The sequence below is a fragment of the Streptomyces sp. NPDC097617 genome (assembly GCF_044761485.1).
Lineage (GTDB): Bacteria > Actinomycetota > Actinomycetes > Streptomycetales > Streptomycetaceae > Streptomyces.
Genome location: NZ_JBIWCL010000021.1, coordinates 21,485 through 43,853 on the forward strand (window position 1 = coordinate 21,485; position 22,369 = coordinate 43,853).

22 protein-coding genes and 1 pseudogene are annotated in these 22,369 nt (G+C 71.8%); 15 read left to right on the top strand and 8 right to left on the bottom strand.

Annotated features, from left to right (window positions below):
* Positions 1-277: 277 nt before the first annotated feature.
* Positions 278-907, top strand: a complete 630-nt coding sequence (locus tag ACIQZO_RS28240; protein ID WP_403631412.1) for a DUF4232 domain-containing protein — start codon at positions 278-280, stop codon at positions 905-907.
* A gap of 193 nt (positions 908-1,100) precedes the next feature.
* Here the strand turns inward: ACIQZO_RS28240 and ACIQZO_RS28245 are convergent, their stop codons facing one another.
* Together ACIQZO_RS28245 and ACIQZO_RS28250 are read right to left on the bottom strand one after the other, a co-directional pair.
* A complete protein-coding gene (locus tag ACIQZO_RS28245; protein ID WP_403631413.1) occupies positions 1,101-1,610 on the bottom strand; it encodes a nuclear transport factor 2 family protein in 510 nt (169 codons plus the stop codon).
* A gap of 142 nt (positions 1,611-1,752) precedes the next feature.
* Entirely contained in the window at positions 1,753-2,367 is a 615-nt protein-coding gene (locus ACIQZO_RS28250; protein ID WP_403631414.1) for a hypothetical protein, read from the bottom strand.
* On the opposite strand from ACIQZO_RS28250, the gene ACIQZO_RS28255 reads away from it, so the two are divergent.
* The 3 genes from ACIQZO_RS28255 to ACIQZO_RS28265 are packed head-to-tail and all read left to right on the top strand — an operon-like array spanning position 2,332 to position 5,257.
* Positions 2,332-3,366 (top strand): FecCD family ABC transporter permease, encoded by a 1,035-nt coding sequence (locus tag ACIQZO_RS28255; protein ID WP_403631415.1) that lies wholly within the window; start codon positions 2,332-2,334, stop codon positions 3,364-3,366. The two genes, ACIQZO_RS28250 and ACIQZO_RS28255, sit on opposite strands and share 36 nt — an antisense overlap.
* Positions 3,363-4,190, top strand: coding sequence for an ABC transporter ATP-binding protein (locus tag ACIQZO_RS28260; RefSeq protein WP_403631416.1), 828 nt, complete (start codon positions 3,363-3,365; stop codon positions 4,188-4,190). The genes ACIQZO_RS28255 and ACIQZO_RS28260 overlap by 4 nt, the downstream gene beginning before the upstream one ends.
* A gap of 14 nt (positions 4,191-4,204) precedes the next feature.
* Positions 4,205-5,257, top strand: coding sequence for an ABC transporter substrate-binding protein (locus ACIQZO_RS28265; protein WP_403631417.1), 1,053 nt, complete (start codon positions 4,205-4,207; stop codon positions 5,255-5,257).
* 206 nt (positions 5,258-5,463) lie between these two features.
* Here ACIQZO_RS28265 and ACIQZO_RS28270 read toward each other — a convergent pair whose 3' ends face one another.
* Entirely contained in the window at positions 5,464-5,922 is a 459-nt protein-coding gene (locus ACIQZO_RS28270; RefSeq protein WP_403631418.1) for a MarR family transcriptional regulator, read from the bottom strand.
* A gap of 340 nt (positions 5,923-6,262) precedes the next feature.
* On the opposite strand from ACIQZO_RS28270, the pseudogene ACIQZO_RS28275 reads away from it, so the two are divergent.
* From ACIQZO_RS28275 to ACIQZO_RS28285, 3 genes and pseudogenes are all read left to right on the top strand, one after another.
* Positions 6,263-6,913 (top strand): annotated as a pseudogene (locus tag ACIQZO_RS28275) (siderophore-interacting protein); the annotation flags it as partial.
* A 289-nt stretch (positions 6,914-7,202) separates the two neighbouring features.
* Positions 7,203-8,015: a methyltransferase gene (locus ACIQZO_RS28280; RefSeq protein WP_403631419.1), complete on the top strand. Its 813-nt coding sequence runs from the start codon at positions 7,203-7,205 to the stop codon at positions 8,013-8,015.
* A gap of 50 nt (positions 8,016-8,065) precedes the next feature.
* A complete protein-coding gene (locus tag ACIQZO_RS28285) occupies positions 8,066-8,932 on the top strand; it encodes a hypothetical protein (protein WP_403631420.1) in 867 nt (288 codons plus the stop codon).
* A gap of 67 nt (positions 8,933-8,999) precedes the next feature.
* On the opposite strand, the gene ACIQZO_RS28290 is transcribed toward ACIQZO_RS28285, so the two are convergent.
* Together ACIQZO_RS28290 and ACIQZO_RS28295 are read right to left on the bottom strand one after the other, a co-directional pair.
* The gene (locus ACIQZO_RS28290; RefSeq protein WP_403631544.1) at positions 9,000-9,365 is read right to left on the bottom strand and encodes an ArsR/SmtB family transcription factor; all 366 of its coding nucleotides are present in this window, start codon (positions 9,363-9,365) and stop codon (positions 9,000-9,002) included.
* Positions 9,366-9,546: 181 nt separating this feature from the next.
* Complete coding sequence (locus ACIQZO_RS28295) at positions 9,547-9,921, bottom strand: hypothetical protein (protein ID WP_403631421.1); 375 nt, start codon at positions 9,919-9,921, stop codon at positions 9,547-9,549.
* 279 nt (positions 9,922-10,200) lie between these two features.
* Here ACIQZO_RS28295 and ACIQZO_RS28300 point away from each other — a divergent pair, with 279 nt between their 5' ends.
* The 3 genes from ACIQZO_RS28300 (at position 10,201) to ACIQZO_RS28310 (ending at position 13,402) form a co-directional block, all read left to right on the top strand.
* On the top strand, positions 10,201-10,518 hold the full coding sequence (locus ACIQZO_RS28300; RefSeq protein ID WP_403631422.1) for a hypothetical protein: 318 nt from the start codon (positions 10,201-10,203) through the stop codon (positions 10,516-10,518).
* A 33-nt stretch (positions 10,519-10,551) separates the two neighbouring features.
* The gene (locus ACIQZO_RS28305; protein WP_403631423.1) at positions 10,552-12,045 is read left to right on the top strand and encodes a hypothetical protein; all 1,494 of its coding nucleotides are present in this window, start codon (positions 10,552-10,554) and stop codon (positions 12,043-12,045) included.
* A gap of 319 nt (positions 12,046-12,364) precedes the next feature.
* On the top strand, positions 12,365-13,402 hold the full coding sequence (locus ACIQZO_RS28310) for a PP2C family protein-serine/threonine phosphatase (RefSeq protein WP_403631424.1): 1,038 nt from the start codon (positions 12,365-12,367) through the stop codon (positions 13,400-13,402).
* A gap of 40 nt (positions 13,403-13,442) precedes the next feature.
* Here the strand turns inward: ACIQZO_RS28310 and ACIQZO_RS28315 are convergent, their stop codons facing one another.
* Positions 13,443-15,203, bottom strand: a complete 1,761-nt coding sequence (locus tag ACIQZO_RS28315; RefSeq protein WP_403631425.1) for a PKD domain-containing protein — start codon at positions 15,201-15,203, stop codon at positions 13,443-13,445.
* A 522-nt stretch (positions 15,204-15,725) separates the two neighbouring features.
* On the opposite strand from ACIQZO_RS28315, the gene ACIQZO_RS28320 reads away from it, so the two are divergent.
* Genes ACIQZO_RS28320 through ACIQZO_RS28340 form a run of 5 tightly spaced genes read left to right on the top strand, consistent with a single transcriptional unit; the run spans position 15,726 to position 20,023 of the window.
* Entirely contained in the window at positions 15,726-17,258 is a 1,533-nt protein-coding gene (locus ACIQZO_RS28320; RefSeq protein ID WP_403631426.1) for a sensor histidine kinase, read from the top strand.
* A 6-nt stretch (positions 17,259-17,264) separates the two neighbouring features.
* Positions 17,265-17,669 carry a roadblock/LC7 domain-containing protein gene (locus ACIQZO_RS28325; protein WP_403631427.1) on the top strand — a complete coding sequence of 135 codons (405 nt, stop codon included), beginning with the start codon at positions 17,265-17,267 and terminating at the stop codon, positions 17,667-17,669.
* Positions 17,666-18,025, top strand: coding sequence for a DUF742 domain-containing protein (locus tag ACIQZO_RS28330; RefSeq protein ID WP_403631428.1), 360 nt, complete (start codon positions 17,666-17,668; stop codon positions 18,023-18,025). The genes ACIQZO_RS28325 and ACIQZO_RS28330 overlap by 4 nt, the downstream gene beginning before the upstream one ends.
* The gene (locus ACIQZO_RS28335) at positions 18,006-18,626 is read left to right on the top strand and encodes a GTP-binding protein (protein WP_403631429.1); all 621 of its coding nucleotides are present in this window, start codon (positions 18,006-18,008) and stop codon (positions 18,624-18,626) included. The genes ACIQZO_RS28330 and ACIQZO_RS28335 overlap by 20 nt, the downstream gene beginning before the upstream one ends.
* Positions 18,623-20,023, top strand: a complete 1,401-nt coding sequence (locus tag ACIQZO_RS28340) for a cytochrome P450 (protein ID WP_403631430.1) — start codon at positions 18,623-18,625, stop codon at positions 20,021-20,023. Before ACIQZO_RS28335 ends, ACIQZO_RS28340 begins: the two co-directional genes overlap by 4 nt.
* Positions 20,024-20,097: 74 nt before the next feature.
* Here the strand turns inward: ACIQZO_RS28340 and ACIQZO_RS28345 are convergent, their stop codons facing one another.
* Positions 20,098-21,234, bottom strand: a complete 1,137-nt coding sequence (locus tag ACIQZO_RS28345) for a hypothetical protein (RefSeq protein ID WP_403631431.1) — start codon at positions 21,232-21,234, stop codon at positions 20,098-20,100.
* A 35-nt stretch (positions 21,235-21,269) separates the two neighbouring features.
* Positions 21,270-22,187 carry an SAM-dependent methyltransferase gene (locus tag ACIQZO_RS28350; RefSeq protein ID WP_403631432.1) on the bottom strand — a complete coding sequence of 306 codons (918 nt, stop codon included), beginning with the start codon at positions 22,185-22,187 and terminating at the stop codon, positions 21,270-21,272.
* Between the last annotated feature and the right edge of the window lie 182 nt (positions 22,188-22,369).

Consider the following 22,369-nt stretch of genomic DNA (forward strand, 5'->3'; position numbering starts at 1 on the left):
ATCCGCCGCGTCACGGGACTGTCCCGGCGGACGACCGCCTCGTAACGGTGCGGAATTCCGGCGGGAACCGCCGTTCCGGCTGGTCGGCGGCGCGCCCTGGGAGGGTGGGCACGTGTCGGACCCGAGAGTGCGTGTAACAGGAAGGTATTGGCGGGCGGTTGGGTGGAACGGCTGTACGGGCCGGGCGGGTCCTGCTGTTCGGAAAGGCTCGCTCGTACCGACCCGAACAGCGGGACCCGCCCGGCACCGCCAACCGATCGATCCTGAGGAAGAAACGATGCGCGTTCACAAGCTGACCCTCGCCGCCGCGGCCGTTGCCGCGAGCCTCTCGCTCACGGCCTGCCAGAACGGCGACGACGGCGCGGGGGAGAGCGCCCCGTCGTCCACGTCCACCGCGTCGGCCCCGGCTGGCGCTTCGGCCTCGGGCAGCTCGGATCAAGGCGGCGGGAAACCCTCCACCGGGGCGAGCTCCGGCGGGAGCGGCAAGAGCGACACGTGCCGAACCGACGAGCTGGCGATCACGGCCGCGGAGCACACCATCGGCGGTGACACGGACGGCACGGTCGCGGTGACGCTGAAGAACCGCGGTAACCGGGACTGCTCGATCTCCGGGTACCCGGGCGTCGACCTGAAGACCGACTCGGGCTCGCTGTCCGCGCAGCGCACGGGCCAGCAGCCCGACACGGCCGTCCTCAAGAAGGGGGAGTCGACCTACTTCGGGATCAGCTACCCGCTCAACACGTCGGGCGGCTCCGGCGTCCGCGTCACGGGGCTGGTGGTGACCCCGCCGGACGAGACGAAGTCGGTCACCCTCGCCTGGCCGGGCACCGGCTCACTGCCCGTCACGGAGGGCGGCGGCTCGGCGGTGAAGGTGGGCCCGGTCGGGAGCGCCGGTCAGGGCGGCTGACCCGGACACCCCGTCCGGACGCCCCACGGGGTCCGCGCCGGGAAGGACCGGCAGGACAGCCGACTGCCCCGTACCCGGGTGGTGACCCGCGGGGACGGGGCAGGTCCGTTTCCGCAGGGCCGCGCCGCCCGGTCGGGCGGGCGGCGACCGGTCAGACGGCGACGGTCACGCCGCGATGGTCAAGCCGCGGCGGTCAGGCCGTCGGCGGGGTCCAGTCCGCGGGCAGGCCGGACTGGGCGAGGACCGTGGCCAGGCTGTAATGGTCCTTGTCGGAGGCGATCCGGCAGCCGTTCCTGTCCAGGTCGAGCACGGTGGTCATTGGCACGGCGAAGGGCTTGGGCGCGCCCTTGAGGTGGCCGGCGTACACGGCCCGGACCGTGACGCGGTGGCCTTCGACGCGGGTGGTGCGCACGGTGACGTGGACGTTGTCGATCAGGCTGTCGGCGCGGGCCTTCCACCCCGAGATCTCCTTGCGGCCCCGGAAGGTGGCGGACACGGCCTCGTCGGTGTAGGTGCCGTCGACGGTGAACAGGGCGCCGAGCGCCTGCGGTTCGGTGCCGTTCCAGGCCCGGGCCCAGGCGCTGACGATGCCCGGCGTGCGCCGGGCATCACTCTGCGCGGCATAGGCGGCGGTGGATGCGGTGGCGCCGAGCACCGCAGTGGCGGTCAGCACGGTCATGGCACGGAGTGCGCGGGACGTCATGGTGGATGCTCCTCGGGATACGGATACGGATACGGATGCGGGGGCGAGCACGGGGGCAGGTGCGGCCTGGGCCGCGTCCGTCCGGATACGTGCAACGTTCATGGGCACAGACTCCTGGCGGTCGGTGTCCACCTGCCAGGCCCTACGGGGCCGTTGACTGTCCAGCCCTGCCCACTCCTGTCCACCCGGACCGGCCGGCCGGGCACATCCCGGGCACTCCCCCGGCATCCCCGGGCACCCCGGGTGCCCTCCCTACGCCGACCGGCCCAGCGAGCTCCGTACGTACGCGCCCGGCGTCTGCCCGAAGTGGCGACGGAAGGCCAGGATGTAGCCGTTGGTACTGACGAACCCCACCCGGGCCGCGACCGCTCACCAACTGGCCCTGTTCCAGAAGGCTCAGGGAGTGGTTGAGCCGGAGCCGGGTGCGCCATTCCGAGAAGGCCATGCCGGTTTCCGCGCGGAAGGCCCGGCGCAGGCTGGTCGAGCTCGTGTAGAGGTTCTCCGCCCACTCCGTCGCGGTGCGCGGGTCGCTCGGGGTCCGGGCCAGTTCCCGCGCGACCGCTCCGGCAGTGTGGCTGGTGGGCTGGGGCAGCGGGAGGCAGTTGCGGTGCCCGGCGGACAGCACGGCGAAGACCTCCGGGTCGTCGTCCCGGGCGAGGGTGCCGCGCATCCGGCCGAGCACCAGCCGACGTTGGGCGTCGGTGATGTTGATCGTGGTGACGTGGCCGCCACCCCGGCCCGGCTGCGCGGCGCCCACCGGTCGGGCGTCCGCCGCGCCGTCGTCGTCGCCTGCGTACTCGTCCTGATGCTGCTCGCGCTGCTCGTCACCTCAGTGCTGCTGGGCGGGGTCAAGCGGATGGCGGCGGGTGACATCCTGCCCGCCGCGTTCGGCATGCGCACCGGGCTCGCCGACTACGTGATCTTCCGCATCCGGATGCCGCGCGCCCTGGCGGCGCTGCTCGCCGGAGCGCTCTTCGGCCTCTCCGGCGCCCTCTACCAGCGGCTCATCCGCAACCCGCTGGCCACCCCGGACATCGTCGGCATCTCGGCGGGCGCCGGGGCCGGCGCCACGACCATGCTGCTGTTCGCCCCGGCGGTTACCTACGGGACCTCGCCGGCCGGCCTCGGCGGGGCCTTCCTCCTCGTGGCGATGGTCCTCGCGCTGAGCCGGCGCGGCGGGAGTGTGGACACGTACCGCATGGTCCTCGTGGGCATCGGCCTGAGCGCCGTGTGCACCGCCTACGTGAACTACCTCTTCACGGTGGCCGGGCAGCACAGCATCGCGCAGGTGATGCGCTGGCTGGTCGGCAGCGTCAACGACGCCACCTGGGAGGGGGTCTCCACCCTGGCGGGCACGCTCGCCGTGTGCGGACTCTGCACCGCCCTGCTCGGCCGGTCCCTGGGCAGCATGGCCCTCGGGGACCAGCTCGCGCTGGGGCTCGGCACCCGGGTGGGCGCGGCCCCGATCGCGACCCTGCTGGTCGGGACCGCGGCCGCCGCGCTGGCCACCAGCGTCACGGGCCCGATCGGTTTCGTCTCGCTGATCAGCGGTCCCATCGCGGTCCGGCTGGTGGGCGCCGACCGCTCGGTCGCCCTGGCCGTCCCGATCGGCGCCGTGATCGTCCTCGGCGCCGACGTCCTCGCCCAGCACGGCCCCCTGATCAGCCCGGTGCCGACGGGCGTCCTCACGGCGCTGCTCGGCGCCCCCTACTTCGTCTGGCTGATCCTCCGGCGCAGGCAAGGAGCCACCGTATGAGCGCACCACCCGTACGCGCCTCCACGGACGCCGGTTTCCGGCTCGAAGCCCGCGGCATCAGCGCCGGCTACGACCGCACTCCGACCATCGAGGAGCTGTCACTCGGGATCGAGCCCGGCAGGATCACCGCGCTGGTCGGCCCGAACGCCTGCGGCAAGTCGACCCTGTTGAAGTCGGTCGCCCGGCTGCTGCCCGTGGCCGCCGGATCGGTCCTCCTCGAGGGCCAGGACATCCACGCGCTGTCGACCCGCGAGGTGGCCCGACGCCTCGGCATCCTGCCGCAGTCGCCGATCGCCCCGGAGTCCATCACCGTCGGCGACCTCGTCTGGCGCGGACGCCATCCGCACCGCCGGTTCGGTCAGCGGCGCACCGCCGCCGACGACGAGGTCATCGCGGACGCCCTGATGGCGACCGGTACGGCCGAGCTGATCGACCGGCCGGTCGACCAGCTCTCCGGAGGCCAGCGCCAGCGCGTGTGGATCGCCCTCGCCCTCGCCCAGGACACGCCGACGCTGCTCCTGGACGAGCCCACCACCTACTTGGACATCGCCCACCAGATCGAGGTCATGGACCTCCTCGCCGACCTCAACAAGCAGGCCGGCAAGACGATCGTGCTGGTGTCCCACGACCTCAACCAGGCCGCCCTGTACGCCTCGACGATCGTCGCCATGCGCGACGGCCGGATCGTGCGCCGGGGCACTCCCGAAGAGGTACTCACCGAGCAGACCGTGGCCGAGGTGTTCGGCCTGGACTGTCTCGTCGTCCCCCATCCCCGCTCCCAACGGCCCCAGATCCTCCCCCTGGGCCGTCGTATCCCCGCATAGGAGAACCCACCACCATGTCCGTCCTGAACAGATCGCGCCGCCGTCCGGCCCGCGCCATCGCCGCCCTCACCGCGGCCGCCGCCTGCCTCGGCCTGCTCACCGCGTGCGGTGGCGAGGACTCGACCGCCACCAACGACAAGCCGGCCGCGTCCGGCGCCGACGCGGCCGCCGGGTTCCCCGTCTCGCTCACCAACGCGTGGGGCAGGACCGAGGTCAAGAAGAAGCCGGTGAAGGTCGCGACGGTCTCCGACGGCGACACCGCCATCGCACTGGCCCTCGGCATCGTCCCGGTCATCACCCCGGACGTCGAGGACGGCGCCAAGGTGCCCGAGTACAAGCAGCGCGCCATCGACAGGCTGGGCACGGGCAAGCTGAAGACGTACGACGACACCGACGGCACCGCCTACGAGGCCATCGCCGCCGAGGCCCCCGACGTCATCCTCGGCATGAACACCTGGGAGATGGACGCGGACTACGCGAAGCTGCAGCCGATCGCCCCGGTCGTCACCTTCACCGACAAGACGCACGGCGACACCCTGACCTGGCAGGACCGCCTGAAGACGGCCGCGAAGGCCCTCGGCCTGAGCGCCAAGGCGGAGGAGGTCATCGCGGCGAACGAGAAGGCCACGACGCAAGCCGCGGCAGCGCACCCCGAGTTCAAGGGCAAGACGTACACGTACACGGTCGTCCACCCCGAGCAGATCAGCTTCATGTCCTATGCGGACCAGGACCCGGGCGTCTTCGAGAAGCTCGGCCTCACCAAAACCGACAAGGCGAAGAACTACGCGCCGAACAAGAACGCCGTCAGCCTGGAGAACCTCGACCAGCTCGACGCGGACGTCCTGCTCGTCACCTACCCCTTCGGCGACCGCGGTGTGATCAGCGCGACCGAGCTGGAGTCCAGCAAGCTGTTCCAGTCGCTGAACTCGGTGAAGACCAGGCACTTCACAGTGATCCCGTCGGAGAACTCGCTGTCCTCGGCCATCGCCTACCCGGACGCGCTGAGCGCCCCGTGGGTGGTCGAGCAGCTGACCCCGCTCCTCGCGAAGGCCGCCGCCGGCCAGTAGCAGCCGCGCCCACCCCGCGGCCTCCGCCTGGGCCCGCCTCCCCCGGAGGCGGGCCCAGGGCGTCTCTGATCGCGCACGTGCGGACAGGCCGTCGATATCCGGTCCTGATCCCGGTGTCCGGCGGCGGGAGATCCCGGCGCGGACGCGTCCTGGCCGTCTACGCGGCATGGGCCCTTCGGCTCGTTGTCGGCCGCGGACTGCCCGGGTCAGTGGTGCCAGGCATGGCCGCCCGTGTTGTGGATGAACCGCTGGAGGACCTTCAGCGTGGTCACGTACTCCTCGTCCGGGATGTCCCGGTGCCGCTCCTGCCACAGCTCTGCCTGGGTCGCGGCCAGCCGGGCGTAGAAGTCCGTTCCCCCGGCGCTGAGTTCGAGGCGTCCTTCGGGGTCCTGTATGACCCAGCCGCGGGCGACGGTGGCGTCGATCTCCTCGTCCAGGTCGTCGATGCCCGCGGCCGCGTAACCGCTCAGCACCCCGGTCACCCCGTCCCGGGTCGGCGGTGTTTCGGCGTTCGCGATCCGGTCCAGGATCCATGCCTGCGGCTGGGTGGTGCCGATTCCGGCGAGGACGGCCCTGATCCGGGTGACGACCGCCTCGGCCGCGGCCCAACCCCAGTAGCCGATGGGCTGCCGGACCAGTTCGACGTCAGTGTGCGAGTACTCCATGGCGGATGCGCTCCGTTCGCTCTTTCGAGATCCCCTGTCGCACAACACCGTAGGAGCTCAAGCGCACTTGAGGTCCAGCCTCAGGGTCCGGCCGCGGCGTCGAAGCGTGCGCACCGGATCGTGGAACCGGGCCTCCGGATTGCGCGCACGGTGCCAGTGACGTGGCCCGCGGGTTCGATGCGGCGCGCGTCCGCAGACGTAGCGTGGCCGCAACCCGGATCTACCGGCCCGGATGTGAAGGAGCAGTCAGATGTCCACCCGTAGTCCCCGCTCGGTCGTCACCTTCCCCATCGTGCTCAGGGAGCTGACGGTGGTGCGCGTCTCGGACGTCACGCCCGGGATGCGGCGGGTGACCCTCGGCGGGCCTCAGCTGCACGCCTTCGAGCACGCGGGCCTGTCCCTCCCGCCGCTGCGCACCGAGGGCTTCGACGACCACGTGAAGTTCTTCTTCGCCGAGGAGGGCCGGGATCCGGTGTTGCCGCGGCAGAACGTGAGCAGCCTGGACTGGCCCTCGGACGGCCGTCCGATCTCCAAGGACTACACGCCGGTGCGGTTCGACCCGGTGGCCGGGGAGATCGACTTCGACTTCGTCCGGCACGACGGCGGGATCGCCTCGTCCTGGGCGCAGCAGGCCGCTCCGGGCCAGGTGACCTGGATCGCCGGGCCGAAGATGTCGCACAGTCACCCCGAGGGCGCGGACTGGCTGCTGGTGATCGGCGACGAGACGGCGCTGCCCGCGATCGGCCGGTGGCTGGCGGAGATGCCCGCGGAGACCCGGGTGCGGGTGTTCGTCGAGGTCGGTGAGGACAGCCACCGCCAGGAGCTGCCGACGCGGGCCGACGCCGAGGTCACCTGGCTGGTGCGCGGTGCCACTCCGGCGGGGCGCAGCGAACTGCTGGAGCAGGCGGTGCGGGACATGGAGTGGCTGCCGGGCACGGTGTTCGTCCGGGCGGCCGGTGAGGCCGTCACACTCAAGGGCATCCGGAGGCACCTGTCGGTGGACCGGGGCGTTGCGCGCGAGCAGACGCACATCACCGGCTACTGGCGGCGCGCCGAGGTCGCACCCGGCCTCGCCGCGCCCGCCGACCCCGATGTCCTGGAGGGCGAGGACGCGCACGAACGCCTCCACGAGCTGACCGACCTGGCGCCGGGGCTGGCGATCCGCGTGGCCGTAGCCCTGGGGCTGATCGACCTCGTCTACCAGGGCGTACGGGAGCTCGCGGAGCTGGCGCGGCGCAGCGCGACCGAGCCGCGCACGCTGGGCGCTGCTGAAGTACCTGGTGGAGATCGAGGTGTTCGAGCTCGCCGACGACGGCTACCGGCTGACACCGGTGGGCGAGGAACTGGTCGAGGACGACCACTCGTTGGAGGAGTACGACCTGCGCGGCTCCCAGGCCGCCTTCGACCTGTCCCTGGCGGGGCTCGCCGAGCGCCTGACCTCGGGCGCGAACGGGTGCCGTACGGCGTCCGGCGAGAGCCTGGCCGACGCGCTGCGCACCGACGTACGGCTGGGCGCCTCCGCCCGTACGGCGATCGAGGACGAGGCCCGCTGGGTCTCGACCGGCGTGGCCGCCGCCTACGACTGGTCGGCGGTGGATGTCCTCGGCGCGGCGGGCACCGGCGCCGGCACGGTCGTCAACGCGCTCGTCAAGGGGTTCCCCGGCCTGCGGGTCAAGATCGCCGCCCTGCAGTCGGTGCTGGACGTCCTCGGCGAGCAGATCCTGGATCCGGAGGTGCTGCCCCGGGTGGAGCTCGTGGCGCAGACCCGTCCGGTGCCGTCGGACGCGGGGACGCTGCTGCTGTGCCGGCTGCTGGAGTGGCTGCCGGACGAGGACGCGGTGCTGACCCTCACCGAGGCCGCGGCCGCGCTGCCGGCCGACGGGTCCCTGGTCCTGGTCGAGCAGGTGGAGGCGGCCGACCCGGACGACATCGACGCGGTCCTGCACCACCTGCGGCTCACGGCGGCGTTCGGCTCCGGCCTGCGCTCCGTCAAGGAGGTGACGGCGCTGGCGGAGCGGGCCGGGCTCACGGTGCGCGACTGCCGTGACGTCGGCTGGGACCACCGCCTGTGGGTGCTCACCCCGACGGGCTGACGCGGCAGGTCTGCGGCACCGGCCCGGGCCGTCTGTGCGACTGTGGGGTCATGGTCTCTGAGGTCACGGCCGCGGCCTGGGCCGGGCAGCAGGTCGCCGCCGTCCGCGACGACCCGGCCGGGCGGATGTCCTTGATGGAGCGCTGCTACTACGGTCCGTTCGGCAGGGCGCCGCGGCACCTGCCGTTCCGCAGGGCGGCCATGTCGTTCATGCGCTGGCAGCTGCGGCGGGGCGTGCTGCAGCCGGCCTTCAGCGACCGGCCGGGCAGCCCGTGGTGGCGGGCGGTGAACGAACGGATCCTCCGTGACGGCTGTGAGGCGGTGGGCCTGAGCGGCGCGCTTGCCGGACCCTCCTCCTCGCTCACCGTCGACCACTGGCTGTCCTTCGCCGACCGCCCCACCGCCCGGGCCTGGTACCGGGCGCACAACGGGAGCGTGGTCGCCGCCTACCTGGAGAACCGCGACCTCGCAGAGGCGGAGAACGAGACCGAGCGCTTCTTCATGAACGTCGTCCTCTGCCGCGTGCTCTACGCCCACGCGCTCGTCGCGGCGCCCCGTATCTCCCTGGGATGGCTGCGCCCGCTCGCCCCGGTCCTCGGTGATCCGCGGCTGGAGATGACCGGGATCTTCCTGCAGCTCTCGCGCGTGCTCCCCGACGAGTACCCGCTCCACGACAGCGTGCGGTCCCACCTCGACAGGGAGATCGGCTTCGGCCGCCTCCTCGATTTCGGGGTGATCGCACCGCGACTGCAGCAGCTCTACGCGTGGTCGGCCCGCGAGCTCACGGCGCCCGGCCTGCTCGACTGCATCCGCGGCGGAGCGCTGACCTACGCGTGGTCGTTCGACGACCGGCACGTCTGGCAGCCTCCGGACTCGCTCGCCGTCCGGCTGATCCAGCGCGCGCTCCCGCCGTCCTGAGCCCTGCCCGCCTGAGCCCCGCCCGCATGAGCCCCGGCCGCCGTCCCGGAACGGTGCTCACGGGCGGTCAGCGGCCGACGCCCTCCCCCGTGCGCTCCGCCTGCGGCCCCAGCTGCCTCAGTTCGGCCAGGAGCTCGCTCTGGCCTGCCAGAAGCTCGGTGAGGATGCGGCGTGCCGCGCGCAGGAGCTCCGCCACGTCCCCGCCGGCGAGGGCGTAGCTGACCGTCGCTCCGTCGCGTATCGACACGACGATCCCGGCCCGGCGCAGGACCGCCAACTGCTGGGAGAGGTTGGACGCCTCGACATCGATCGCGGCGAGGAGGTCGCGTACGGGTACGGGGCCGTTCTGCAGGAGCTCCAGGACCCGGATGCGGACGGGGTGCCCGAGCATGCGGAAGAACTCGGCCTTCGCCTGGTAGAGGGGTACCTGCATTCCCATGAGTGCTCCTGCTGTTGCTTCAAGCCTTGCTCGAGGGCGCGGGGCTTCCGGTCGGCCCACCACCCATACGTTCGTACGGACGGGCCCACGCACGCCTGCGGATTACCGGTTTCAGATGTGCCGGATTGAAGAATTCTTCAACTCGCGGGCATGCGTGGGCGCGGATGTACCGGGTTCAGAGGTCCAGGTCGGCCTCGATGCGCTTGAGCTGGTGGCGGGCCATCGCCAGGTTGGACTTGGCCTTGTCGAGCACGAGGTACAGGAACAGCCCGCCGTTGCCCCGGCCCTTGAGGAGCCGGATCAGGTGGTACTGGCCGCCGAGCGTGATCAGGACGTCCTCGATCTCGTCCTGCAGGCCCAGCATCTCCATGGTGCGCAGCTTCGCCCGGATCACATCCGTGTTGCCCGCGGCGGCGACCGTCAGGTCAAGATCCTTCCCGCCGCCGAGGGTCCCCAGCGCCATACCGCTGGTGTAGTCCACCAGCGCGGCTCCCACTGCGCCCTCGATCGACGTCATCGTCTCCTTCAAAGAGACCTCAACGTTCGCCATCGGCATGCTCCCTTGCCTTCAACGGTCCCCGCCCGGCGCTCGGTTCCTCGTGACACCGGACGGCTTGTGATGCTGACGCTACCCAGCGTGCGTGGCGGCGTGGGGGGGGAACGAAGGAATGCGTGGAATGTCCATGGACAGGTATCGGCCGGCCGGGGCACTGAGCACGCTGCGAGCGCCGGCCCAGAAGCGAGCGCTGCGGCGGGCATCTTCGGCCGAACGGCGGGACGCGGGCGCCCGGCGCGAGTTTCCCCGCGGTGCCGGGGCATGCGTAACCCCATGACCATCTACGTCGTGACCCTCCCCGGCACCCTTCTCACCGAGCTGACCCCCGAGGCGCGCACGGAACTCACCCGCGCCCTCAGCGGGTCCGATCCCCGCGATACGGACCTGGGGGCGGCCGAGGACCTGGACCTCCTCACGTTCTACCCGGACTCGTCGGCCTTCAGCCTGCGGCTCGAGGTCGAGGCCGCCGATACGGCGAGCGCCGAGGCCCAGGCACTGGACCTGGCCCAGGCCGCCCTGCGGACCGTCGGCCTGACCGGGGAAGCCGCTCCGCTCGGCGACCCGGTGATCACCGGAATCGCCGGGGCCTGAGGCTCGGGCGCCCCCGGCTGAGATGATGGCCGGATGCCTTCTTTGCCCTCTGCCCCTACGGACCTGTGGCTGCGCGGGGTCGCGGCCAACGCGGGAGCGCCCGCCGAGGTCCTGCTGCGCCTGCTGGACCCGGTCGCCGGGGAGGCCCGGCGGATCCTGTGCGAGGAGCGCCCCCTCCCCCAGGAGGTCATGGACGCCGTGATCGCGCACCCGGAGGTCAGGGTCCGCCGGTCCTTCGTCCGCAACCCCCACATACCGCCGGACCAGCGCGGCCGGCTGGCCGAGGACCCCCACAGCATGGTCCGTGCGCACCTCGCCGCAGGGCCCCGTCCGCGCCCGCGCCAGCCCCGCCCCCTGCCCGACGACGTCCTCATCGCCCTGCTGACCGCGGAGGACGGCGACGAGCCCCTGCTGCTCACGGCGTCCGAGATCGTGCAGGAGCTCATGAGCTCCTACCAGCTCCCCAACTCCTTCCGGTACAGGACACTCGGGCACGACCACCCCGGAGTCCGGTGCCTCGCGGCGGATCTGTGGTCCCGGCTCACCTCCGAGCAGCTAGACGCCCTGCTGGCCGACCCCGACCCGCACGTCCGCTCGCGCGCCGAGTACCGCGTACGGGCGGCGGACCCCGCGGCCATGGAAGCGGAGCTCCCGGAACACGGCCACCACCGGTGGCTGATCCTCAACAACTACGCGCTGTCGGATGCGGTCGTCGAGGCGTCCCTGGCCGATCCGGAGTGCCGGTGGTCCCTCGCCGTCAACCCGTACACGCCCCGCGGCGCCGTCGCCCGGCTCGCACGGGACGCCCGCCCCGAGATCCGCGAGCGGGTCGCCGCCCGGGCGGATCTCGATCCGGCCCTGTGGGCGCAGCTCGCCGAGGACCCCGACGAGCAGGTACGCACCCGTGCGCGGGTCCAGCCGCTGCCCCGCACCCCGGCGCAGTGCGGGGCCATCGACCATGAGATGGACCTGGACGCCTGCGACTGCACCTGCATGATCCTGGAGCCGTACGAGGACCCGGAACCGGACTGGTACCGAGCGTGCGCGCTGTCCGGGGAAGTGCGGCTGCGCCGGGCGGCCGCCCGGTGCTCCACGCTCCCCGCCGACCTGGTGGCACGGCTGGCGGAGGACCCGGACGAGGACGTGCGCCACCGGCTGGCCTCCTGGCACCCCCTGGCACCGTCGGCGACCGTCCTCGCGGCCTTCGTGGCCCGCCCGCGGCAGCGCTCCCACCTGCTCACGCAGTCCCGGCTGCCGCGGACCGGGCTGGCCCACCTCCTCGGGCACGAGGACCCGGAGGTCCGGGCCCTGGCCGCGGCCGATCCGACCGGGCGGGCTCCCGTGGAACTGCTGAACGACCCGGACGAGCGCGTCCGCCGGGCGGCCGCGGCCAACCCGCTCCTCTCGGGGAACACCCTGGAAAGGCTGCTCCAGGACCCCTCAACGGCCGAAGGCGCGGCGGCCAACCCGGGACTGCCCGCCGCACGGCTGCACGCTCTGCTCGATTCCGGCCGGCTGCCGCGCTGACCTGGCGCCGGCCCGCGCGCGGGCCGGCGCCCGGCGGCACGCCCCGAGCCGGATCCCGTACGGAACGGGCGGGCCCCCGGGGCCCGGGCCGGTGCAAGCGGGCCGCCCGCATCGCACCTGGTCAGCCTGCCTGTGGAGCTCGGTGCGAGGACCGGCGGCCGGTCGATCTCGAAGAATCCGCGGCGGTGGGCCCACGGCCCGGGGCGGGCGGGCGTCTCTGATCTCCAGAGCGCTATGCCCCCATTACGTAGATATTCTGTGAAGTGTGATCGAGTCTGGACGGCCGCGGCACCGCCGGCACCCCGGCCCGGGAAGACTTGTGCGGCTGTCGCCGGTCATCCTGACCGTCGTCATTGCCAGCCTGGCGTATTCCACACCGCCGGAGATGGCCTTCAGCCGCCTCCTGCCCGCGGCGCCGGCGCTCGCCGCCGCCATGTGGCCGGTCCTTCCCACCGTCCTGCTCGGAACGGTGTGCCTCCTTCTGATGATCGGCCTCGGCTTCGTCTTCCCCGACCTGGGGACGTGGTGGACGGCCTCGGGCATCATCGCGGTCACCGTGGCCGCCGCGTACGGGAGCCACATCCGGCTCCAGCGCGAGCGCACCCTCTTCCAGGTGCGGCTCGTGGCCGACGCGGCGCAGCAGGTGGTGCTCAGTCCCATGCCGCGCCGGTTCGGCGCCATCGAGATCGAGTCGCTGTACCTCGCGGCCGCGGCCGAGGCACGCATCGGCGGGGACTTCTACGAGGTGGTCGACACTCCGTTCGGGGTCAGGCTGCTCATCGGTGACGTCCGCGGCAAGGGCCTGCCCGCGGTGGGGGCGGCCGCTGCGATCGTCAACGCCTTCCGGGAGGCCGCCTACGGGGAGAGCGACATGGTCGATGTCGCACGCCGCATGGACGCCAGCAGCACCCGCTACAACTCCGCCTTCCCACCCGAGGGGCCGATGGAGCGGTTCGCCACCGCGCTCCTCGTCGAGATCCCGCACGAGGGCAGACGTATCGACATCCTCAACTGCGGGCACCCTCCGCCACTGCTCCTGAACCGGGGGCAACTGCGCACCCTCGAGTCGGACACCCCTTCGCCGCTGCTCAGCCTCGCGGAGCTGATCGGCGACCACTACAGCGTCGACACCTTCGACTTCGCCCCCGACGACCTGCTGCTTCTCTATACCGACGGGATCGCCGAGGCCCGTGCCCGCGACGGCGAGTTCTTCCCGTTGGCGGCCTGGATGGGCCGACAGCCTCCGACACCGCCGCGCGAGCTGCTCACGGCTCTCCACCGCGACCTCCTGCGCTACAGCAGAGGCCGCCTGGACGACGACGTCGCCGCACTCGCCGTACGCCTGTGCAGACCTTGAGCCGGGGGGCGGCCCGCAGGTGCGCGCCGCCCCCCGGGCATCACTTCGACTGGTAGACGCCGAAGACGTCGAGCACCAGGTCGGCGTCCTGGTAGCCCTGGTTCCAGAAGGTGATGACGCCGTGGTCGCCGTCGCTCGCCTGCACCAGGTTGGGGACGATCGCGCCGGTCGTCCAGTTCAGGGTGGAGGAGCCGGGGCGCGGCGCGGCGGGCGCGGCGGGCTCGCCGTCGGCCGGCAGCGCGTAGGGGCTCGGCGCAACCGAGAGGAACCCGTCGCCGCCGGTCTCGGTGACGGTGGTGTTCAGCACGTAGGCCTCGACACCCGTCGCCGCCTCGGGCGTGAACCCCTGAGTGATGTACTCCCGGGCGCGGAACCTGCCGCCGGGCCAGCCGTAGGCCTCCTCGCGGGTGTCGAGCGTGCGGAACGGGGTGAAGGGCAGGAAGGCGGCCTTGCTGCCCTTGCTGTAATAGCCGACGACGTCGACGACCACGTGGGCCGGCAGCCAGGCACCGTTGAACACCTTGATCGTCCCGTCAGCGGCCACCGGGACGATCACCGCGTTGGCGACCGTCTGCCCGGCCACGAAGTTCAGGTTCGAGGCCGTCGGGACCGGCCCGTCGCCGGAGAAGGCGGTCAGGTGGCCCGTCCCCTGGGGTTCGGTCACCGTGACGTTCAGGGCCACGGCCGTGATGCCCTCGGGCACCCCGCGCAGGCCGCCGATCCCGGTCGTGAACGCGCTGCGCGCGGCGAGCTTGCCCCGGGTGGTGCCGAGACCCTCCCGGGTGTCCACGAACCGGGCGGGCGTCATCGAGGTGTAGCCGGCCGCCTGGGCCCGGGTGAAGTAGCCGGTGACGTCGGCGATCAGGTCGACAGGCTGCCCGCCGCCGTTGTACAGCTCGATGTACCCGTCCTCGCCGACCGGCACGATCACCAGGTTCGGGACGGACCGGCCGGCCGTGTAGTTCAGGTTCGAGGTCCCCGGGCGGTCGTAGCCCGCGCCGGGCCAGGCGGTCACGTACCCGCTGTCGACGGTCTCGGTGACCGTGACGTTGAGGGCGACCGCGGTGACGCCCGCCGGAACGGCGGCGTTGCCGGCCACCTTCACCCGGGCGGAGCCCTGTCCCGGGACCTTCGCCACGGGTGCGCCGGTGCCGGTGCCGTAGCGGGTGTCGAGGAGGCGGGTCGGGGTGTGCGGGGTGAAGTCGGAGCCGGGGGTGAGGAAGGCGCCTCCGTTGACGGCCTGGACGGCGTTGGTGGTGTCGCTCACCGTCACCTTCACCTGGTACTCGCCCGACTTGTCGTACGTGTGCGAGTGGTGCAGCTCGGCCGCGCCCTGGGCGGTGGCCGTGTCGGACTTCCCGTCGCCCCAGTCGATGACGACGCCGAGCGCGAAGTCGGCGCTCGTGATCAGGGTGGTGAGCTCGATGCCGTGCGCGGTATAGCTCGTGCCACTGACGTCGACCGCGAGGGTCGGGTTGGCCCCCGCGTCCAGTGCGGCCGGCGCCGGCTGCCCGTCCTGCGGAGCCGGTGCGGCTTGCGGGGCCGGTGCGGCTTGCGGGGCCGGTGCGGGCGCTGCCTGCGCGCTCTGTGGTGCGGCGGTCTTGGCGTTCGCCTTGTTCTTCCCCTCGACGGCGGTGGGCAGGGCGGTACGGATCGTGCGGTCGGCCGGGCTGTGGAAGCCCTCGGAGGTGGATGCCTCGGCTATCGCGTCGGCCACGCCGGCCGCGACGGGTACGGGATCCGCCGCCTGCGCGGTGCCCGGAACGATGCCGAGACCGGCCGCCACGAGGGCAGCGGTCATTACGAGTCGGTGGTTGCGCACCGGCCCCCCAGGTGTGGTGATGAGCGAAGAGTGGCCACCGTATGGAAGGTTCCGGCCAAGGGTCACGAGGTTCTGTCGCGATTCACTCCTTAGGGGTCAACGCTTTACCCGCTGTGCGGTTTGCGATCGACAGCCCACCGACAGACAACCGACAGGACAGCGACCGGACGCAGTCGGCACGGCGCCCCTCGGGCGGCGCGTTCCTAGCGCATTTCCGTCCGGGGCACCACCGGAGGACTAAGCGATGCGGCCGGAATCGATCGGAATGCGAACGCGGATTCCCGCACGATGAACGGGCCGGCAGGCCGTCGACCAGCCGTTATCCAGCCACTGACGGCACACGGACCTTTCTCGTGCCGAAATGTGTCGTCACCGATGGCGCATAACGGTTCCTCCGGTCCGATGAACTCCAACGAAAGCCCACGTGCTGGTAGTTGGGCGTAGTTATGCTCCCGCCCACCGGTCAGAAGGTCCCCCTTTTTCGATAGTTCGAGGACATCGATGGAGCAAAGAGACATTCCCCCCGAAAATTCCCACCGTGCGGGCAGGGCAAGCCGTATGCTTCCCGCGATCGCAGCCGTGGCCGCCGCCTGTCTGGTCGGGGCGCTCGTATCCTCATCGGCACCGCTCGGCACCGCCCTCATCGCCGCCGGCGCCCTGTGCACCGCAGCCCTTTTCGTCGAAGCGCTGCGGCGCGGTCGCGCGGTCGCAGCCGGCCGCGCCCGGATCGCGGCCCTCCAGCACGTCCTGGCACGGCAGGAGGCCGAAGCGGGCCGGCTGTCCGAATCGGTGCTGCCCGAGGCCATCGAGCGCCTGCGCAAGGGCGAACCGGCCGAGGATGTGCTGACCGCCCTCGGAGGGCGCGGCGGCCGCGGTAACCGCTGGGGCGACGACGAGGCCCTGACCCCGCGCTTCAGAGCCGCCCTGCAGGCCGTGCTGGCCCACGTCATCGACGCGGTCGACAACGAGGAGAGCCTGCGCGACTCGGCACAGCGGGCCTTCGTGAACGTCGCCCGGCGCGTGCAGGCGATCGTCCACCAGCAGGCCCAAGAGATGCGCGAGATGGAGGACCGGCACGGCACCAACCCGGACGTGTTCGGCGACCTCCTGCGACTCGACCACGGCACCGCCCTGATCGGCCGACTCGCCGATTCCATCTCGGTCCTCGGCGGTGCGCGCCCGGGCCGCCAGTGGAGCCGGGCCGTCACCCTGTACAGCGTGATGCGCGGTGCGATGTCGAGGATCATCGACTACCAGCGCGTGGAGCTCCATTCGGTCTCCGAGGTCGCCGTCGTCGGTCCGATCGTCGAGCCGCTGATCCACACCCTGGCGGAGCTGCTCGACAACGCCACCCGGTACTCGCCGCCGCACACCCGCGTCCACCTCACAGCAGTCGAAGTGCAGTCGGGCATCGCCGTGGAGATCGAGGACGGCGGCCTGAGCATGAGCGAGGAGGCTCGCTCACGGGCCGAGAAGATGCTCGCGCAGGCGCAGTCCGGCATCGACCTCAACGACCTGGGCGAGACGCCGAGGCTGGGCCTGGCCGTGGTCGGCCGGCTGGCGCAGGCGTACGGGTTCCAGGTGTCCCTGCGCTCGTCCGCGTACGGCGGCGTCCGCGCCGTGGTCATCGTGCCGCAGCACCTGATCACCACCGCGTCCTCCGCGACCGGTCTCGCCCACGGCATCGGGTCCTCCTCGGGGCCCCGTGCCGTGGCCGCCACCCCGCGCGAGCACCCCGTCCATCACCCGTCGGTCGGCGTGTCCGCGCCCCGGTCGGCTCCCGTTCCGGCGCCCGGGCCGGCGCCTGTCAGCGGCGGTCCGACCGCCGAACGTACCGCGACCGGCCTCCCGCAGCGGCGCCGGAAGGACCGTGTCGCCACCTCCGACGCATGGCCGGCCGCGAGGCCGCAGCAGGCGGACGACAACGGCCCCGGAATGTGGCTGGAGGCGTTCCACAGCGGACTGTCCGGTGAGCCCGGTCACGACGCGCAGGACGCCCCGGACGCGTCGGGTTCAGCGACCAAAGGGGCGTAAACAGTGATGACTCAGCGAAGCAGTATGGACTGGATGCTCAAGGACCTCGCCGCCGGAGTGCCGCAGACGCGGCACGTGATCGTACTGTCCGCGGACGGGCTCTGCGTGGCGCAGTACGGGGCAGAGACGGACACCGCCGACCGCCTGGCGGCCGCCTGTGCCGGCCTGCAGAGCCTCGCTGGAGCGGTGGCCGCAGAACTGCCCAGCTCCCAGGGCAGAATGCGGCTGGTCGTGATCGAGATGGACGGCGGGTTCTTCTACCTGATGGCCGCCGGCGACGGCTCCTACCTCGCCGTGCTCGCCGACGAGGGTGTCGACGCGGGCCTGATGGGCGCGCAGATGCGTGCCCTGGTGACCCGAATGGGGGACCACCTGAGCAGCCCGCCCCGGCATGACGGGCAGCCCGCGTGAAAGAGCCGCCCTCGAGCTGGGAGGACAACATTCCCGAACGGCTCTACGTCATCACCGGCGGACGCAGCGGACCCTCCACCGCCGTGCAGCTGGACCTCGTGACCTTGGTGGTGGCCAAAGGGCCTCCCCGGCCCGAGATGCAGCCCGAGCAGGCGACCATCCTGCGGATGTGCCAGTCGCCTCTCTCGGTGGCCGAGATCGCCGCGTACGTCGGCGTGCCCGTGAGCGTCGTCACCGTGCTGGTCGGGGACCTGATGGCCGCTCAGCGCGTGTACGTCCGCCCGCCCGTTCCCGCCGCGCAGCTACCCGACCTTGCTCTGATCGAGGCAGTGATCGATGGACTTCAGAAGCTCTGACCCGCCCGCCGGGCCGCGCCACGCGGACATACTCCCGCAGACGGCCGCGGCCGCCGTGAAAGTCGTCATCGTCGGCGGCTTCGGCGTGGGCAAGACGACGATGGTCGGCGCGGTCAGCGAGATCAAGCCGCTGACGACCGAGGAGACGATGACCAGGGCGGGTGTAGGCGTCGACGACACCTGGGGCGTGGCCCGCAAGATCACCACCACCGTGGCCATGGACTTCGGCCGCATCAGCATCAACGACGAGCTGGTCCTGTACCTGTTCGGGACGCCCGGCCAGGAGCGCTTCTGGTTCCTGTGGCGCGGGCTCTTCGAGGGCGCGCTCGGAGCGGTCGTGCTCCTCGACACCCGTCGGCTGGAGATCAGCTTCGACGTCATCGGACGGCTGGAGGAGCGGGGAGTCCCCTTCGTCGTGGCCGTCAACTCCTTCCCGGGGGCGCCCGAACACCCGCTGGAGGAACTGCGCGAGGCCCTCGACCTGCCCGCCGCCGTTCCGATCCTCGCCTGCGACGCCAGAAGGCGGGACTCGTCCCGCGATGTCCTGCTGACCCTCATGCGCTACCTGCACTCCCAGGCAGCCACCCAGGAGGCAATGTGAGTACCAGCCCCACCCCACCGCCGCAGTGCCCCGCCCACGCGGCGGCGACGGCCGGCGGCCTGTACCGGCTCCACGGAGCGGAGGCCCAGGCCGATCCCCTCGCGTTGTACGAGAAGCTGCGGGCCGAATACGGCCCGGTGGCTCCCGTGCTGGTGAGCGGGGACCTCCCGGCCTGGCTGGTCCTCGGTCACCGGGAGAACCTGGACGTGGCGCGCACGTCCTCGCGCTTCGCCCGCGATCCGCGGGGCTGGCGCGACATGAGAGAGGGCCGGGTGCCGGCCGATACCCCGCTGGGCCCCATGGTCTCCTGGGTGCCGGTGTGCAACTTCACCGACGGGCCCGTTCACGAGCGGCTCCGCTCGGCCGTGGTGGAGTCCCTGGAACGCTTCGACAAGCGCGGCATCCGCCGCTACGTCACCCGCTTCGCCAACCAGCTCGTCGACCAGATCGCGGGCGAGGGGTACGCCGATCTGGTGTCGGCCTTCTCCGACCAGCTCCCCATGCTGGTCATGACGCAGCTCATCGGGGCACCGGACGAACACGGCCCCCTGCTGGTCAACGCGGCGCGCGACATGCTCCAGGGAACCGAGACGGCTCTGCAGAGCGACCGCTACGTCACCACCACGCTGGAGAACCTGGTGATGGAGCGCAAGGCCGAGCCCGCGCGCGACCTCGCCTCCTGGCTGCTCGAGCACCCCGCGAACCTGAGCGACACCGAAGTGCTGATGCACCTGCGCGTCGTGCTGATCGCGGCCTACGAGACCACCGCCAACCTGATCGCCAACACGCTGCGGACCGTCCTGACCGACCCGCGCTTCCGGGCCAGCCTCTCCGGAGGCCACATGACGCTGCCGGACGCACTGGAGCAGGTCCTGTGGGACGACCCGCCGATCAACACGATCATCGGCCGCTGGGCCACCGGTGACACCCTGCTCGGCGGCCAGCAGGTGAAGGCCGGCGACATGATCCTGCTCGGGCTGGCCGCGGGCAACGCCGACCCGCAGATCCGGCCGGATCCCGCGGCCTCCGTCCACGGCAACCGTTCCCACCTGGCCTTCAGCAGCGGTCCGCACGAGTGCCCGGGCCAGGACATCGGCCGCGCCATCGCGGACACCGGCATCGAGGTCCTGCTGGACCGGTTGCCCGACCTCCAGCTGGCGGTCGACGCGAGCGAGCTGCAGTGGCGGGGCACTCTCATGTCCCGGCACCTGCTGTCCCTGCCGGTACGGTTCTCCCCGCACTCCGTGCCGAACCCGCAGCCCCAGGAGGAGCAGCCGGCCGGGCACCCCGTACACGCGGTCATCCCGCCGCAGCCGACGGCCCCGCCCGTGGCGGGGGTCACCAATCGCCGCCGACGAGGCGTCAGTTGGTGGCGGCGGCTGCTCGGCCACCACTGACGGGCACTGACGGCCGCTTCGGGCCGGGGCCCCTGGCCGCACCGATCGGTGCGGCCAGGGGCCCCTGTCATGCCTCACTCGCGCAGGCGCTGCCACCAGGAGGCGAGGGCCGGCAGACCCGGCGGCGGCCCGGTTCCGTCGACGCTGGGGGCGTCGGCGTACCGGACCGCGAACCGGGCTTCCGCGAGCGGTAGTTCGTAACGGTTGCGCGGGCTCGCGTACCGGGGCGCCCTGGTCTGCCAGGCGATGGAGCCGGCCACGTAGTGGCCCAGCGCCGCCAGGTGTCGGCGCAGTTCCCCGTCCGCGCCCGCCGGGCCGTCCGGGCCGTCCGGGCTGTCCGGGCCGCCCTCCAGCTGCGCCCGCAGCGTCATGAAGAGGACCAGCACCCGGTCCCGCAGGGCCACCGCGAGGGGCACCGCCGCGGCGGGCGAGCAGTTCTCCTGCTGGGCGAGGACGTTGACGAGATTCACTTCCCGCGGCTCCAGGTGGTCGTCCTTGTCGTAGGAGAACAGGTCGTTGTCCGCGCTGACGACGAATCCGGCCGCGTCCGTCAGTGCCGTCAGAGCGGGGGAACAGAGCACCTCCGCCGGAAGTCGGTCCCCGCGCGCGACGTCGGACCAGGTCAGCGAGAAGCGCGTACCGTTCGCAAGCGGCCCCATGGCGACGAAGTCGTTCAGAGTCGGCATGGTCCCGGCCTCGGCCTGTGCGGCCCGCCAGGCCGCTCCGAGCAGCCAGTCGCGCGTCCCCTCGACGAACCTGCGCAGCTGGTAGGGCGTGAGCATGGCATGGGTGCGGCGCACCAGGTCCAGCAGTGCCCGGGTCATCGGCCCGTCGGGCAGCACCGACGCCCCAGGGTCCTCGATGGTCCGCAGCAGACGTGCCCCGTGTTCGACGACGGCCCCCGTCCCCACCTCGTCGGAACCCGAATCCTGCCAGTCGTCGACGGCGTTGGCCCAGTAGTTCCACTCGGTGAAGAGCAGGACGGCCTCCACGTTCCCGCCGGGGATGATGCGGCAGGAGAAGTCGGTGCTGTGGGTGGCGAGCCCCCATGCGCGCTCGACCGGATCGGGGTAGATGCCGAAGTCGTCCAGCCATGCGATCGCCCGGACCTCCACCTGTTTCGCCTCGGGATGGACGAGGTCGCGCTCCAGGGGGCAGTAGAACGACGGCAGGTGCGTACCGAGGAGCGAGGGTCGCGGTGAGGCCGGCACCGGTGCTGGTGCTGGTACGCGTGCTGTTGACCCCGTCATCGGCGGTCACCGACCCGGAAGTGCAGCAGCCGCGTCTGCACCGCGTGGTCGCGCCAGAGTCTGAAGAACCTGCTGTGGGCGAGCGTCGACTGCTCGAGCCGTTCGCCGCTCCAGGCGCCGGCCTCGGCGCCGGACCCCGAGCGGACCCGGTCGAGTTCGGCGGTGTTCCACGCCATGGACTGCACCCAGAACTCCGTCACCGCGTCCGTCACGTCCTCCTCGTGCTCGAGTTCAAAGCCGGCCGCCCCGGCCGCGGCGAGGTACTCGTCCCGCAGCCCGAGCCGCGTTCTGTAGTAGTCGTCGATGAACTCGCGCCATGAGGAGCGGCCCACGAAGTGCTCCTGGATCCCGAACCACCCGCCGGGGACCAGCGCCTTGGCGACGACCTCGAAGAGCCGGGTCCGGTCGGTGTATCCGCTGCTCTCGTTGGCGTAGACGGCGTCGTAGGCACAGGTCTCGTCCAGGTCGTGCACATCCGCCAGTACGGGGTTCACCCGCTCGCCGACTCCGGCGCTCCGGGCGAAGTGCCGGACGATCGGGATGTGTTCCGCCGCGACCGTGAGGCTGGTGACCGCTGCTCCGTGCTCCTGCGCCCAGTACAGCGAGGTCCCGCCCAGGCCGCAGCCGATGTCCAGTAGCCGCCGGGGAGGCGCCTCGTACGCGCCCCACGACCGGGCCGCGTGCTCGACTATCAGTTCCTGCGCGTCGAACATGTGCTGCTTCAGGACGTCCTGGGGGACGGTGCTGTCCGGCGGCCCGTCCGGATACAGTCCTACGTGGAAGTGGACACGGGGGCCCGGGCCGTACTTGTGCAGGATCTCCTGTGTCTTGTGGCTGTAGTAGAGGCGTATGGGATCGTCCTCGGCCGAGCCCCGGTCGCTGCCTAACGACGATACGTGGGAGGTGACGCGCATGGGGTGTCCGCCCTTTCGTGGGGTAGGGCCGCCTCCGGGACGTGCGGATACGCTGCCACCGCACCCACCGCGTCCCGTTCGGCACACTGTCGAAGCACGGATCATCGTGGCACTTCGCGGGCCCCACGTCAGCCCACTGGAGCAACACGGAACAGCGTCCGATTCCGGCCGGAAGCGCTCTG